At 68.3% G+C, this 13,762-nt stretch carries 10 protein-coding genes; 3 read left to right on the plus strand and 7 right to left on the minus strand.

Translation table 11 applies throughout. The features are described from left to right. The first annotated feature begins 24 nt into the window (after positions 1-24). Complete coding sequence (locus AC56LK_RS11750; RefSeq protein ID WP_497184694.1) at positions 25-444, plus strand: post-PEP-CTERM-1 domain-containing protein; 420 nt, start codon at positions 25-27, stop codon at positions 442-444. Further along, positions 431-1,894 carry a PA domain-containing protein gene (locus AC56LK_RS11755; protein ID WP_497184695.1) on the plus strand — a complete coding sequence of 488 codons (1,464 nt, stop codon included), beginning with the start codon at positions 431-433 and terminating at the stop codon, positions 1,892-1,894. The genes AC56LK_RS11750 and AC56LK_RS11755 overlap by 14 nt, the downstream gene beginning before the upstream one ends. A 58-nt stretch (positions 1,895-1,952) precedes the next feature. On the opposite strand, the gene ppa is transcribed toward AC56LK_RS11755, so the two are convergent. The 5 genes from ppa to hemC form a co-directional block, all read right to left on the minus strand. Beyond that, entirely contained in the window at positions 1,953-2,492 is a 540-nt protein-coding gene (gene ppa, locus AC56LK_RS11760) for an inorganic diphosphatase (RefSeq protein ID WP_436106697.1), read from the minus strand. 123 nt (positions 2,493-2,615) lie between these two features. After that, positions 2,616-3,812: a heme biosynthesis HemY N-terminal domain-containing protein gene (locus AC56LK_RS11765; RefSeq protein WP_497184696.1), complete on the minus strand. Its 1,197-nt coding sequence runs from the start codon at positions 3,810-3,812 to the stop codon at positions 2,616-2,618. Position 3,813: 1 nt separating this feature from the next. Continuing rightward, the gene (locus AC56LK_RS11770; RefSeq protein ID WP_497184697.1) at positions 3,814-4,935 is read right to left on the minus strand and encodes a uroporphyrinogen-III C-methyltransferase; all 1,122 of its coding nucleotides are present in this window, start codon (positions 4,933-4,935) and stop codon (positions 3,814-3,816) included. Next, positions 4,916-5,716, minus strand: coding sequence for a uroporphyrinogen-III synthase (locus tag AC56LK_RS11775; RefSeq protein ID WP_497184698.1), 801 nt, complete (start codon positions 5,714-5,716; stop codon positions 4,916-4,918). The genes AC56LK_RS11770 and AC56LK_RS11775 overlap by 20 nt, the downstream gene beginning before the upstream one ends. Beyond that, entirely contained in the window at positions 5,709-6,695 is a 987-nt protein-coding gene (hemC, locus tag AC56LK_RS11780) for a hydroxymethylbilane synthase (protein ID WP_497184832.1), read from the minus strand. The genes AC56LK_RS11775 and hemC overlap by 8 nt, the downstream gene beginning before the upstream one ends. Positions 6,696-6,874: 179 nt before the next feature. On the opposite strand from hemC, the gene ppc reads away from it, so the two are divergent. Continuing rightward, a complete protein-coding gene (gene ppc / locus AC56LK_RS11785; protein WP_497184699.1) occupies positions 6,875-9,682 on the plus strand; it encodes a phosphoenolpyruvate carboxylase in 2,808 nt (935 codons plus the stop codon). Between the two features lie 48 nt (positions 9,683-9,730). Here the strand turns inward: ppc and AC56LK_RS11790 are convergent, their stop codons facing one another. Both AC56LK_RS11790 and AC56LK_RS11795 read right to left on the minus strand, forming a co-directional pair. Further along, complete coding sequence (locus AC56LK_RS11790; protein ID WP_497184700.1) at positions 9,731-11,914, minus strand: family 10 glycosylhydrolase; 2,184 nt, start codon at positions 11,912-11,914, stop codon at positions 9,731-9,733. Between the two features lie 232 nt (positions 11,915-12,146). After that, positions 12,147-13,751, minus strand: a complete 1,605-nt coding sequence (locus AC56LK_RS11795; RefSeq protein ID WP_497184701.1) for a methyl-accepting chemotaxis protein — start codon at positions 13,749-13,751, stop codon at positions 12,147-12,149. Positions 13,752-13,762 lie beyond the last annotated feature (11 nt).

Here is a 13,762-nt window from a genome sequence, read left to right on the forward strand (position 1 = left end):
CCCTTACCGTTTCAGGAGAATGCCATGTTCACGCAGAAATTCATGCTCGTCCTGCCGCTCGCCGCGCTGGCCCTGCCCGCCGGCGCCGCACAAGAAGTCCCGACAGTCCCATCGCAACAGGGCATGGTGGTGGTGCGCGATGCCGATACCGGCGAACTGCGCGCGCCGACCCCGGCGGAATCCCGCGCCCTCCATCCGGGCGCCGGCGTATCCGCGGCAGCCGCGGCCGCTCCCGCACCGAGGATGGTCACCGGTCCCGGCGGCAGCCGTTCGGTAAAACTCGGGCGGCGCCACATGGTGTATTCGGTCGTCACCCGCGGCGCCGACGGCAAGCTTGCCGAGCAATGTGTCGACGACGCGCATGCTGCCGAACACGCGGCCAAACACGGCGCCGCCCACCCGGCATCCACCAAACCCGAGGAGCATCGCCATGAGAGCCGCTGAGCTCACCAGACGCCTGCGCCGCCTGGCCGCCGTGCTGACCGCCGTGCTGACCGCCGCGCTGGCCGCCGCACTGGCCGGCGCCGGCGCCGCCCAGGCCGCCGCCACCATCGTGATCGTCAACCAGAACGCGCCGGGCGAAGGCTTCAACGACCCGACCCCGGCCGCGCCGGTCGGCGGCAACACCGGCACCACGCTGGGCGCCCAGCGCCTGATCGCCTTCCAGCGCGCCGCCGGCATCTGGGGGGCCACGCTCGACAGCAGCGTGACGATCCGCATCGGGGCCTCCTTCGAGCCCCTGTCCTGCACGGCCAACGGCGCGGTTCTGGGCGCCGCCGGCGCCTATGAAATCTGGACCGATTTCGAGAACGCCCCGCGCGCCAGTACCTGGTACCCGGCGGCGCTGGCCAGCAAACTGGCGGACGAAGACCTGACGGCGCCGGAAGACCCGCACATCGTCGCGGTCTTCAACTCACGGCTCGGCCTGTTCCCCGATTGCCTGCCCGGCTCGCCCTTCTACCTGGGCCTCGACAACCGGCCCAACGGACAGATCGACCTGGTCACGGTACTGCTGCATGAAATGGCGCACGGACTCGGTTTCCAGACCTTCACCGACGACGAGACCGGCGAGCAGTTCTTCGGCCTGCCCTCGATCTGGGACTATTTCCTGGTGAACAACCGCACCAATATGCCCTGGGTGGCCATGACCGACGAGCAGCGCCGGGTCTCCGCGATCACCTGGCGCGGCCTGTCCTGGAACGGCCCGATCGTGACCGCAGCGGTGCCGCGCGTGCTGGCGCCACGTTCCAACCTGGACATCAGCGGCGCCAATGCCGGGGCCGCCACGGGCGACTATTATGTCGGCGATGCCAGCTTCGGCCCGCCGGTGAGTGCGGCGCCCGTGAGCGGACAGCTGATGCCGGTGGTCGACCAGCCGAACGGCGCCGGGCTGGCCTGCACGCCGCTCAACGCGAACAATGCCCTGGCGGTGCGCAACAACATCGCCCTGGTCGACCGTGGCAGCTGCGATTTCGTCACCAAGGCGCGCAACGTGCAGGCGGCCGGCGCCATCGGCATGCTGGTGGTGGACAACGTGCCCGGCGACGTCATCGGCCTCAGCGGCACCGACCCGGGCATCCGGATTCCATCCTTGCGCATCACGCTGTCCGACGGCGCCGCCATCAAGGCCGCGCTGCAGCAGCGGTCGAGGACGAAATCGGGGGTCATCGCCAGCTTCGGCATCGACCGGACCCAGCTGGCGGGCACCGACCGGCAGCGGCGCATCCTGATGTACACCCCCAGCATTCACTCGCCGGGCTCCACGGTGTCGCACTACACCACCGAAGCCAAGCCGAACCAGCTGATGGAGCCGTCGATCAATGCCGACCTGCGGCATGTGGTCAAGCCGCCGCGCGACCTCAGCTTCCCGCTGCTGCGCGATATCGGCTGGTAGCGGCGAAAAAAAAGCCGGCATCCCCATGAGGACGCCGGCCTTTCCGCAGCAGCGAATCTTATTCCTTGCCCAGGCGCTTGAACGCTTCGACGCCGTTGGTGATCTCGGCCTTGGCGGCTTCCGCATCGGCCCAGCCTTCGATCTTGACCCACTTGCCCGGCTCAAGGTCCTTGTAGTGCTCGAAGAAGTGCTGGATCTGCTGCAGGCGCAGTTCTTCGATGTCGTCCAGCTTCTGGATCTTCTTGTACATCGGCAGGACCTTTTCGACCGGCACCGCGATGACCTTGGCGTCACCGCCGCCGTCGTCGGTCATCTTCAGCACGCCCAGCGCGCGGCAGCGCACCACCACGCCCGGCGGCAGCGGGAACGGGGTGATGACCAGCACGTCGCACGGGTCGCCGTCGTCGGCGATGGTCTGCGGCACGTAGCCGTAGTTGCACGGATAGTGCATGGCGGTACCCATGAAGCGGTCGACGAAGATCGCGCCGCTGTCCTTGTCGACCTCGTACTTGACCGGGTCGGCGTTCATCGGGATCTCGATGATGACGTTGAAGTCGTTCGGCACGTCTTTGCCGGCTGGGACGTTATTCAGGCTCATGGAATTCCTTGGTTGCTGAAGTTTCAATAAAGTGCGTCATTATAGCGAAACCGGCAAGCGGATGTCGCGTCGACGAAGGGGCCGCGCGGGCAGCGCGGCGGCCGCCCGCCGCAGGACGCAGGCTCAGAGAATGCTTGCCAGCGCACACTGCCGATAATGGTTCGCCGCTTCCTGCTCCTGCCCCAGCGCCTCGTGCATCTGGGCCAGCTTCAGGTGCGCCTCGCGCACCATCGCCGCTTCGGTAGCATCCGACAATGCCTGCTCCAGGTAGCGCTGGGCCTTGCCCCACAGCTTCTGCCTGAGGCAGAGCGAGCCCAGGGTCAGGGCCAGCTCGGCGTCCAGCGGACGCTCCTTGAGCCAGGTCTCGCAATGCTCGATCTGCACCAGCAGCGAAGCCGAGCCGGCCGGCCCGGCCGCTTCGCGGTAGGCGCGCACCACGCGTTCGTCCCAGTTCGCCTTGAGCGCTTCCTCGGCGATGGCGCGTGCTTCGTCGTGCAGGCCGCGCGCATTGAAGGCGCCGGCGGCGCGCGCCGCGATGTAGGGCACCTGGCGGTCCGCGGCCGGCACGCCGGCCCAGACGCGGCGGATCGATTCGGCGTCGTGGCCCTGCTCGCCCAGCAGCGCTTCGTAGGCCAGTTCGCGCAGGCGCGTCGACAGGGCCGGATGCAGGGCCTTGCGCTTGTCCAGGATGCGCACCAGGCGCAGCACTTCCGGCCAGTTGCGGGCCTGCTGGTGGGCCTTCATCGACCATTGCAGCGCGTGGATATGGCGCTGGCCGCTGGCGTTGAGTTCGGCGACCGCCTCGAGCGCGGCTTCCGGCTGGTGGTCGTCGACCAGCAGCTCGGTCACCGTCATCAGGCGCGCGGTCTTGAGGGCGTTGTCGTGGGCGATGCCGGCCAGCCAGGCGTCGCGCCTGCTTGGCTCGCGCATGCGGTGCGCGGCGCGGGCGCCGATCAGGGCGGCCAGGCCGGCGTTCTCGGGCAGCTCGGCGGCGCGCATGGCGGCCTTCTCGGCGTGGCCGAAACGGCCTTCGAACAGGGCCTTGAGCGCATCGCGCAAGCCCTTGTTGCCTTCACGCTCGCGCTTGCGCTGGCGGTAGGCGGCCACGCGCTCCGGCATCTTCATGGTGGATTTCAGCGTCCGCACCAGGACATAGACCAGCGCGAACAGCAGCACCAGCACCACCACGAACAGGTTGAGCGACATGTCGAGCCGGTGCGGCGGGTAGAACAGCACCACGTTGCCCGGGTTGAAGCGCGCCGTCACGGCGACGCCGATGGCCGCGGCCATCAGGGCGACTAACCAGAGAAGGAGCCGCATCTTATTGCTTCGCCTTGTAGTTGCGCACCGCGTTCAGGCTCTCGGACAGGGTCGGCATCTCGATCGTCAGGTTGTTGGCCTGCACCTGGCGCAGGGCCGCCTGGACCGATTGGGTGGCGCGGGCGCGCGTGTCGAAATACTTGAGCAGGATTTCCTGCGCACTGTTGAGGTCATCGCGGAAGGTCGCTTCGTTACGCGACAGCAGGGCCAGGCGCGCGTTCAGCAGGCGCAGCTTGAGGTTCTCGCGCACGAAGAAGGATTCGGTCGGCGACAGCATCAGCGCTTCCGGGGTGTCCACGCTGCGCACGCGCACCAGCTGGCGCACGTCGTCCCACATTTCCTGGCTCCAGTTGCGCCAGGTCTGGATCATGCGTTGGCCCAGGCCGAGGTTTTCCGGCGCAGGGGCCGGCTCCGCAGGTTTCTTGCGGGTGCTGCGCACCGGTGCGGCCGGCAGCAGCGGCTTTTCGTCGGACAGCATCGGCAGCGTGTCCACCTGGGCGATCACGTTGTCCAGGCGCAGCGCGACGCCGGCCAGGTCGACCGCCGGCATCGCCTTCAGGCGCTCGATGTCGGCGCCGATCGCGCGGCGGATGTTCAGGAATTGCGGCTTGTCCGAGCGGCCCAGCGAGCGGTCGGCGTTCTGCAGCGCGATCAGGGCGCCCTGCACGTTGCCGGCCAGCTGCAGCTGCTGGCTGGCGGTGTTCAGCACCTGCTCGACCTCGCTCAGCGCCCATTCGTCGCGGTTCTTCGACAGGTCCTGGTAGAGCTGCTCCAGCGCCAGCTGCTGGGTCTGGGCTTCGGACTGGCGGCTTTCCAGCACGCCGACCTTGATCTGCAGCTCCTTGGCCGTGTCCGACACCTCGCGCGCCAGGGCCGCGGTATCGGCGTTGACGGCATTGCCCTTCTGCAGGCTCTGCGCCATGTCGCGGCGCAGGGTGTTGATGCGGTTGTGCGAGGTCCAGGTCTGCACCGCCAGCAGCAGGGCGAGGATAGCGACCGCGGCCGGCAGCGGACGCTGCAGGGCCTGGATCAGTCCCTGCCCCGTGGGCGGGCGCGACGGCGCCTTCTGGACCGTGATGCTACCCGAGGGAATCTGTTCTGGATTATTTTGTTGTTCGTTCATTCTTAGGATTGTATCGCGGCAAAAGGGCTGCAAGTAAGCGTGCGTCGCCTGAACCGGTCAGGGTGATACTGCTGCATCCCAATGCGCGCGCCGTCTCGGCAATGCGCGCATGGGGAACGATCAGGTGTTGCCGGCGCAGGCGGTCCATCCCGGCCTCGGGGTCGAGCTTGCGCACCAGGTCCGCCAGGCCGCGCAGCGCCTCCGAACTCGTGATTATCCAGTCGTTTGGCCCTGCCAGCAAGGCGGACAGCGCGGCCGCCAGCGCATCGTCCAGCGCGGGCACGCTGCGGCGGTAGGCCGCTACCGTCTCCACCTGGGCTCCGGCGGCGCGCAGGGTGTCGGCCATCAGCTCGCGCCCGCTTTCCCCGCGCACGATCAGCACCCGGCGGCCTGCGAATGAGGACAGGTCGAGGCTGGCCAGCAGGTGTTCGGAATCGCTGGCGGCCGGATCGGGCGGGCAATGGATGGTGGTGCTGTCCGGGGTGACGCCATGCCGCGCCAGGGCGGCGCGGCTGCCCTCGCCGACCACGCCGATCGGCACGCCCGCCGGCCAGTCCGTCAAATGGGCAAACGCGGCATCGACCGCATTCGGCGACACGAAGGCAACCAGCGCATAGGACCGCAGTTGCGCCAGCGCGGCGCGCAGGATCGATGTGTCAGCGAGCGGCGCGATCTCGAGCAGGGGCAAGACCACGGCCCGGCGTCCGAGCGCCTCCACGGCCTGCGCCAGCGCCCCTGCCTGGGCGCGCGGCCGGGTGATCACGACTGCCCGCTCAGGCATCCTGGCCTGGCGCGGCGGCAGCGGCGTCGGCTGCGGCAGCCTCTTGCTTGCAGGCTGCGAGGATCGCATGCGCATCCTGGTCCTCCAGCAGGATCGAGACCTGCTCGCCGAGGAATTCCGGATGCTCCCATGAACCCGCCACTTCGGCCTGGGCGGTGCGCTGGCCGTCCGGGGTGGCGACCATCGCGCGCAGGCGCATGGTGGCGCCGCTCACCGTGGCGAAGGCCGCCAGCGGGATCTGGCAGCTGCCGCCGAAGATCTTGGAGACCTTGCGCTCGGCCGCCACGGCGCGCGCGGTGGCGTCGTGGTTCAGCGGCGCCAGCAGCGCACGCAGGTCGACGCCGTCGCTGCGCGTGGCGCCCAGGATCTCGATCGCCATCGCGCCCTGCCCGGCCGCCGGCAAGCTGTCCTCGGGTTCGAGCAGCGCACGGATGCGCTCTGGCAGGCCCAGGCGTTTCAGACCCGCCGCCGCCAGGATGATGGCCGCATACTCGCCGCGGTCCAGCTTGCCCAGGCGGGTGTCGAGGTTGCCGCGCAGCGGCTTGATCACCAGCTGGGGGTAGCGTGCCGCGATCAGGGCCTGGCGGCGCAGGCTGCTGGTGCCGACCACCGCGCCCGGCGGGAGTTCGGCCAGGCTGGCGTAATCGTTCGACACGAAGGCGTCGCGCGGGTCTTCGCGCTCGAGCACGGCGGCCAGCTCGAAACCTTCAGGCAGCTCCATCGGCACGTCCTTGAGCGAGTGCACGGCCAGGTCGGCGCGGCCTTCGGCCATCGCCACCTCGAGCTCCTTCACGAACAGGCCCTTGCCGCCCACCTTCGAAAGTGCACGGTCGAGGATCTGGTCGCCCCGTGTTGTCATTCCGAGAATTTCAACGCTGCACTGCGGATATAATGCAGCGAGGCGGGCGCGCACATGTTCCGCCTGCCACATGGCCAGGCGGCTCTCGCGGGATGCGATAATCAGCTTTGAAGGCGTCAGCTTCGCGGGCGCTTCCTGCGCCGGTTCAGGTACATTCAACACGGTTTCTTTCACTGTCATCTAGCCCACCAGGACGATGCCGGTGTATCCGGCCCTTGCTTAAGATCACAAATTTTAGCATGGGCCCTCTTGCAGACGATGGCCAACCGCCATGGCATTAACACTTACTTGTGGTCGATATGGATAATCAAGCTGCACTAGACAACCCGGCCGTCCAGGCTTCCAGCGACAAGGACGCGCCACTGAAAGAAGACATCCGCCTGCTCGGCCGCCTGCTCGGCGACGTGCTGCGCGAACAGGAAGGCGAAGCCGTGTACGAGGTCGTCGAGACCGTCCGCCAGACCGCGGTGCGCTTCCGCCGCGACGCCGACCCGGTGGCGGGCGAAGAGCTCACCAGCCTGCTGCACCGGCTCACGCGCGACCAGACCATTTCGGTGGTGCGCGCCTTCTCGTACTTTTCGCACCTGGCCAACATCGCCGAAGACCAGCATCACATCCGCCGCCGCCGCGCCCACCTGATGCGCGGCGCCGAGCCGCGCCAGGGCAGCGTCGCCCACGCGCTGTGCAAGCTGCGCGACGCCGGCGTGGCGCAGGACGTGGTCGAGGACTTCTTCAAGGAAGCCCTGATTTCGCCGGTCCTCACCGCCCACCCGACCGAAGTGCAGCGCAAGAGCATCCTCGATGCCGAGCACGACATCGCACGCCTGCTGGCCGAGCGCGACCGCGGCCTGACGCCGAAGGAAATGCAGCGCAACACCCAGCTGCTGCAGGCGCGCATCGCCACGCTGTGGCAGACGCGCATGCTGCGCTATTCCAAGCTGACCGTGGCCGACGAGATCGACAACGCCCTGTCCTACTACCGCATCACCTTCCTGCGCGAGGTGCCCGGCCTGTACGAGGACATCGAGGCCGAGATCGCGGGACGCTACGAGGGTCCGGCCCCGCAGCTGCAGGACGCCTCCTTCCTGCAGATGGGCAGCTGGATCGGCGGCGACCGCGACGGCAACCCGAACGTTAACGCCGACACCATGCGCCATGCGCTGGTGCGCCAGTCGACCACCATCCTCGACTTCTACCTGGAAGAAGTGCACGCGCTCGGCGCGGAACTGTCCACTTCGACGCTGATGGTCGAGGTGACGCCGGAGATGCAGGCGCTGGCCGATGCCTCGACCGACAGCTCGCCGCACCGCAGCGACGAACCCTACCGCCGCGCCCTGATCGGCATCTATGCGCGCCTGGCCGCTACCGCGCGCGAACTGGGCGTCGACCACATCCTGCGCAAGGAAGTCGGCCATGCGCCGCCCTACCTCGATGCCGGCCTGTTCGCGGCCGACCTCGAAGTCATCGCCGCTTCGCTGCGCGCCAACCACGGCGCCATGCTGGTCGCACCGCGCCTGGCCGGCCTGATGCGCGCCGCGCGCATCTTCGGCTTCCACCTGGCCTCGCTCGACATGCGCCAGAGCTCGGACGTGCACGAGCGCGTGCTGGCCGAGCTGTTCGCGCGCGCCGGCGCGGAAAGCGACTACGCGGCCCTGAGCGAAGAGCGCAAGATCGCCCTGCTGCTGGGCGAGCTGGCGCAGCCGCGCCCCCTGTTCTCGCCCTACGAGAGCTATTCGGACGAGACCAATTCCGAACTGGCGATCCTGCGCGCCGCACGCGACATCCGCCTGCGCTACGGCAGCCGGGCGATCCGCAACTACATCATCTCGCACACCGAGACCGTGTCCGACCTGCTGGAGGTCCTGCTGCTGCAGAAGGAAACCGGCCTGATGCGCACGTCCTCGGGTTCGTGCGACGTGATGGTAATCCCGCTGTTCGAGACCATCCCCGACCTCCAGCGTGCCAGCGCGATCATGGACGAGTGGATGTCGATTCCGCTGGTGGCCGGCGTCATCGAGAAGCAGGGCCGGCTGCAGGAAGTCATGCTCGGCTACTCGGACTCGAACAAGGATGGCGGTTTCCTGACCTCGAACTGGGAGCTGTACCAGGCCGAACTGAAGCTGGTCGACGTATTCGCCGCCATGGGCGTCAAGCTGCGCCTGTTCCACGGCCGCGGCGGCACGGTCGGACGCGGCGGCGGCCCGAGCTACGACGCGATCCGCGCCCAGCCGCCGGGCACCGTCAACGGCCAGATCCGCCTGACCGAACAGGGCGAGATCATCGCCTCGAAGTTCTCGAATCCCGAGATCGGCCGGCGCAACCTGGAGCTGCTGGTGGCGGCCACGCTGGAAGCCAGCCTGGTCCCGCACGCGGCCGACGAGGTAAACACCGCCCGCCTGGCGCGCTACGAGGCCGTGATGGCCGAGCTGTCCGAGCGCGCCTACCGCGCCTACCGCAACCTGGTGTACGAGACCCCGGGCTTCACGGATTACTTCTTCACCGCGACGCCGATCGCCGAGATCGCGGAACTGAACCTCGGTTCGCGTCCCGCCTCGCGCAAGTCGACCCGACGCATCGAAGACCTGCGTGCGATCCCCTGGGGCTTCTCCTGGGGCCAGTGCCGCCTGCTGCTGCCGGGCTGGTACGGCTTCGGCACCGCCGTCAGCGGCTGGCTGGCGGACGGTGACCGCGAGGAGCGCCTCGCGCTGCTGCGCGAGATGCACGGCGCGTGGCCGTTCTTTGCGACCCTGCTGTCCAACATGGACATGGTGCTGGCCAAGACCGACCTGGCGATCGCCTCGCGCTATGCGGAGCTGGTGGCCGACGTGGAACTGCGCGAACGGATCTTCCGCCGCATCACGGGGGAGCACGGCGAAACCCTGCGCTGCCTGGAAGCGGTGACGGGCGTGGGCGAACGGCTGGCGGGCAACCCGCTGCTGGCGCGTTCGATCCAGAACCGCTTCGCCTACCTGGACCCGCTGAACCACCTGCAGGTGGAACTGATCCACCGCCGCCGCAAGCTGGGCGACAATGCGGATCCGCGGGTGCACCGCGGGATTCACCTGTCCATCAACGGCGTGGCGGCGGGCCTGCGAAACACGGGCTAAGCACCGTTTGGGTGGGCGGGTCTTCCCGCCCACCCAAGGGACGACCGATCACCCCGCGCAAGCTCCCAGCACACTGCCCTTCTTCAGGAAGGCCGGCACCGCATTCGGCGACACGCAGACCTGCGCCCCCGGATGACTCTGGCTGCCGGTCTTGTTACACACCATCACCTTGCCCTCGCCGCAACGCGCGTCGATCACGTTCACCGTGGCCGTCGCCTGCGCGAAGCAGCTTTCCGGGCTGGCCGCCTGCACCGTGAAGCTGAACGAACCGGCCGCGGTCGGCGCGAAGCTGGTCACCGCGCCGCTGGCCGAGGACGGGCTCCAGCTGAAGGTCGACACGCCGGCGGCATCGCTCGCGCTCAGCATGACGCTCTGCGGGCCGTAGCCCAGCGCGATCGTATTCGCCGGCAGACCGGTCGCCTCACCCGCGGCAGGCGTGACGCTGATCGCCGGCTGCGGCACGTGACCCAGCACCTGCACGATTCCCTCCGCGCTGGCGCTGTTGCCGCCCTTGTCGACGGCGCCGAGCACCACCTTCTGCGCACCGATGTCCGCGCACGAGAACGTGGTGCGCGAGGCGCCCAGCGACTCCACGCCCCAGTTGTCGCTGGTGCCGCCATCGAGGTCGGCGGCCGTGATCGACGCCGTGCCGTTCGCCAGCGTCACCGACACATCGCGGGTGCGCACGGCCGGCGCCTCGAAGTCGTTGCTGACCGTGTTCGCGCGCGCGCTTTCCACGCTCAGGCGGTTCAGCGCGGTCACCGTATAGTAGTAGTACTGCCCCGGCGCGACGCCCTTGTCGGCGAAGACATTGGTGGCGGTGTCGGTCACGCCCAGCAGGTTGGCCGGCGATTCCAGGTCCATCTCGCGCTGTTCCGAGCGGTAGATGGCGTACTTGCGGGTCTTCTCGTACTCGTCGGCGCTGTCGGGCGCCGCGGCCCAGGCCAGCTGCACCGCATTGTTGTCGCCGGCGGCTGCGCTGAGCTGCGCCGGCGCAGCGGGGGCCTGCGTGCCCTTCCACGCCATCACCGGCAGCAGCGCCGGACGCGCATAGGTGCTGTTCTTCAGCGCGCTGCGGTAGCCCAGCGGGTCGGCCTGCAGGAAGGCGTGGCGGAAGTGGATCTGGCCCGAGATGTTCGCTGAGGCGCGGTTCAAGGCGATCTGGTTATTGATCTGGTTCGGATCAAGCCAGCCGGCGGTATTCATCTTGTAGTCGGCCAGGCCGATGTACATGTGGCGCTCGTAGGCGTTGTCGTTCCACCAGGGCACCAGCAGCTTGTAGTCCGATCCCGTCTGGCCGATGTACCAGTAGACCTGCGGCGTCAGGTAGTCGACCCAGCCCTGCTGGATCCACTTGCGGCTGTCGGCGAACATGGCGCTGTAGTGCTGCAGGGCGCCGCTCGAGGTCGGCGAACCGACCGCCGGATCGGTGCTGCTGCGGTAGATGCCCGACGGCGAGATGCCGAACTTCACCCAGGGCTTCACGGCGCGGATGCTGTCGTTGACGCGCGCGACCAGGAGGTTGATGTTGTCGCGGCGCCAGTCGGCCCGCCCCGCAGCCGTATTCGGGAAGCCGCGCGGGTCGGCGTTGTAGGCATCGTCGTCGCCCGTGGTGCCGCTCGGGTAGAAGTAGTCGTCGAAGTGGATACCGTCCACGTCGTAGCGGTTGACGATGTCCATGATGACGTTCACGACGTGGTCGCGCACCGCCGGCAGGCCCGGGTTCAGGATCTTGACCGTGCCGACCGTCAGCATCCATTCCGGATGCGCGCGCGACACGTGGTTGGCCGCGTACATGGCGGTGTTGTTCTGGTTCGAGGCGGTGGCCACGGCGCGGTAGGGATTGATCCAGGCATGGAATTCCATGCCGCGCTTGCGGGTCTCGTCGATCGCGAACTGCAGCGGGTCCCAGGCCGGGCTCGGGGCGCTGCCCTGCTGGTTGGTCAGGTAATAGGACCAGGGCTCGAGGCTGCTCGGGTACAGGGCGTCGGCCTGGCTGCGCACCTGCAGGAAGGCCGCGTTCATGCCGGTCGCCTTGTTGTGGTCGAGGATCGCCTTCAGGGCCGCCTGCTGCTGCGCAGGCGTCTGGGTGCGGTTCGGCCAGTCCAGGCTGATGTGGGTACTGATCCACACGCCGCGCATTTCGCGCTTCGGTGCGACAGTCTGGGCATCGGCATGGGGATAGGAAGCGACGAGCACCGCGGCTGCCGCTGCAAGCAAAAGTTTTTTCATGTTGTCTTTTTTTGCAGGTTGACGTGAACGCACCAGAGGAGCGCCGGTGGCGGTCCCCGGCGCCTCTCCACGCGCCGATGTGTTGCCATCCGCGAAAGAGAGTACGCCCGAGCAATTTTGACAACCAATGAATTTCGCTGTGAACGGCATAACCCGCGTGCATGAGAGCTTGGCGGATTGTGCCGTCAGGGGGAGGTGGGCTGGTGAGGCCCAGCTTGAACGTCCTTGCCGGCTAGTGCGCCGACTGGAGTGCCAGCACCGGGACCGCGGCGCCTTGCGCACGCGAAGGCCCGGCACGCTCGCTGCCCAGCTTGAATACGCCAACGAGATCCGCCAGCTTCGCCGCCTGCGCTTCCAGCGACTCGGCCGCCGCAGCCGCCTGCTCCACCAGCGCCGCGTTCTGCTGCGTCGCCGCGTCGATCTCGCCGACGGCCTGGTTGACCTGGCCGATGCCCGCTTCCTGCTCGCGGCTGGCGGCGCTGATCTCGGCCATGATGTCGCTGACGCGCTGCACGCCCGCGACCACCTCGTCCATGGTGCCGCCGGCCTGGCCGACCAGGCGGTTGCCCTCGCCCACGGTGGACGCGGTGCTGTCGATCAGCACCTTGATCTCCTTGGCCGCCGCGTTCGAACGCTGCGCCAGGGCGCGCACCTCGCTGGCGACCACGGCAAAGCCCCTGCCCTGTTCGCCCGCCCGCGCCGCTTCGACCGCGGCGTTCAGCGCCAGGATATTGGTCTGGAAGGCGATGCCCTCGATGACGCCGATGATGTCGCCGATCTTGCGGGAGGCCTCGTCGATCGCGCCCATGGTCTGCACCACCTCGTTCACCACCGCGCCGCCGCACACCGCGACTTCGCTGGCGGAGGCCGCCAGCTGGCTCGCCTGGCGCGCGTTATCGGCATTCTGGCGCACGGTCGTGGTCAGTTCTTCCATGGACGACGCGGTCTCTTCCAGCGAGGCGGCCTGGTTCTCGGTGCGGCGTGACAGGTCGAGGTTGCCGGCTGCGATTTCCTGCGACGCGGTGCCGATCGAATCGGTGCCGTCGCGCACCGCGCTGACGATGCGGTGCAGGTTGGCGCGCATCGCCTCGAGCGCCCGGCGCAGGCGCGCGGTTTCGGTTCGGTCGCCCTCGGGCACGCGGCTCGCCTCGCCACCGAGATCGCCCTGGGCGATTCGGTCGGCAAACACGATGGCTTCTTCGAGCGGGCGCACGATGGCGCGGATCAGGAAGTAGCCCATCGCGATGGTAGCGGCCATCGCGGCCAGCGCGACCAGTTCGATCTGCAGCGCGGAGGACTCCACCACGGCGTCGCCGCCGGCGCGTGCAGCGTCCGAGTCTTTTTCGATCAGTTCGCTCACCGCTTCCATCCCGTCCTCGAGCTTGCGGAAGCTGTCCATGAAGCCGCCGAAGGCCTGGCGCGCGGCCGCCTGGTCGCTGCCGGCCAGGGCCACCATGCGCGCAGCGCCGGCCAGGTAGGCCTCGACGTCCGGGCGCAACTTGGCGATGGCCGCCTTCACGGCGGGATTGATCTCCTGGCCGTCCAGCGCCGCGATGGTCGCCTTGAAGCTGGCCACGTGCTCGTCGGTGTCGCGCTTGGCGGTCGCGTGTTCCTCGGGGCTGGCAGCCTGCAGCGCGGCCAGCACGTCGGCGCGCAGGGCGTCGTGCATCATGTCGGCCTGCATCTGGTCGCGCAGGGCGGAACCGTTGACGCTGATCGCATCCATCGAGCGGTCGAGCGACGCGACAGAGAGATAGCCGATCAGGCCGACCACGCCGCAGAACAGCAGCGTGACGAAGTAGGACAGGCGCAGTTGGTGCTTGATGCTCAGTTTCATGATGGGTCCGC

The organism is Telluria sp. ZB4P36, assembly GCF_059685865.1.

Bases quoted from the DNA above. Each gene is read 5' to 3' on its own strand.
- AC56LK_RS11750 (WP_497184694.1), top strand. From the start codon at position 25: ATGTTCACGCAGAAATTCATGCTCGTCCTGCCGCTCGCCGCGCTGGCC.
- AC56LK_RS11755 (WP_497184695.1), top strand. From the start codon at position 431: ATGAGAGCCGCTGAGCTCACCAGACGCCTGCGCCGCCTGGCCGCCGTG.
- ppa (WP_436106697.1), bottom strand. From the start codon at position 2,492: ATGAGCCTGAATAACGTCCCAGCCGGCAAAGACGTGCCGAACGACTTC.
- AC56LK_RS11765 (WP_497184696.1), bottom strand. From the start codon at position 3,812: ATGCGGCTCCTTCTCTGGTTAGTCGCCCTGATGGCCGCGGCCATCGGC.
- AC56LK_RS11770 (WP_497184697.1), bottom strand. From the start codon at position 4,935: ATGAACGAACAACAAAATAATCCAGAACAGATTCCCTCGGGTAGCATC.
- AC56LK_RS11775 (WP_497184698.1), bottom strand. From the start codon at position 5,716: ATGCCTGAGCGGGCAGTCGTGATCACCCGGCCGCGCGCCCAGGCAGGG.
- ppc (WP_497184699.1), top strand. From the start codon at position 6,875: ATGGATAATCAAGCTGCACTAGACAACCCGGCCGTCCAGGCTTCCAGC.
- AC56LK_RS11790 (WP_497184700.1), bottom strand. From the start codon at position 11,914: ATGAAAAAACTTTTGCTTGCAGCGGCAGCCGCGGTGCTCGTCGCTTCC.
- AC56LK_RS11795 (WP_497184701.1), bottom strand. From the start codon at position 13,751: ATGAAACTGAGCATCAAGCACCAACTGCGCCTGTCCTACTTCGTCACG.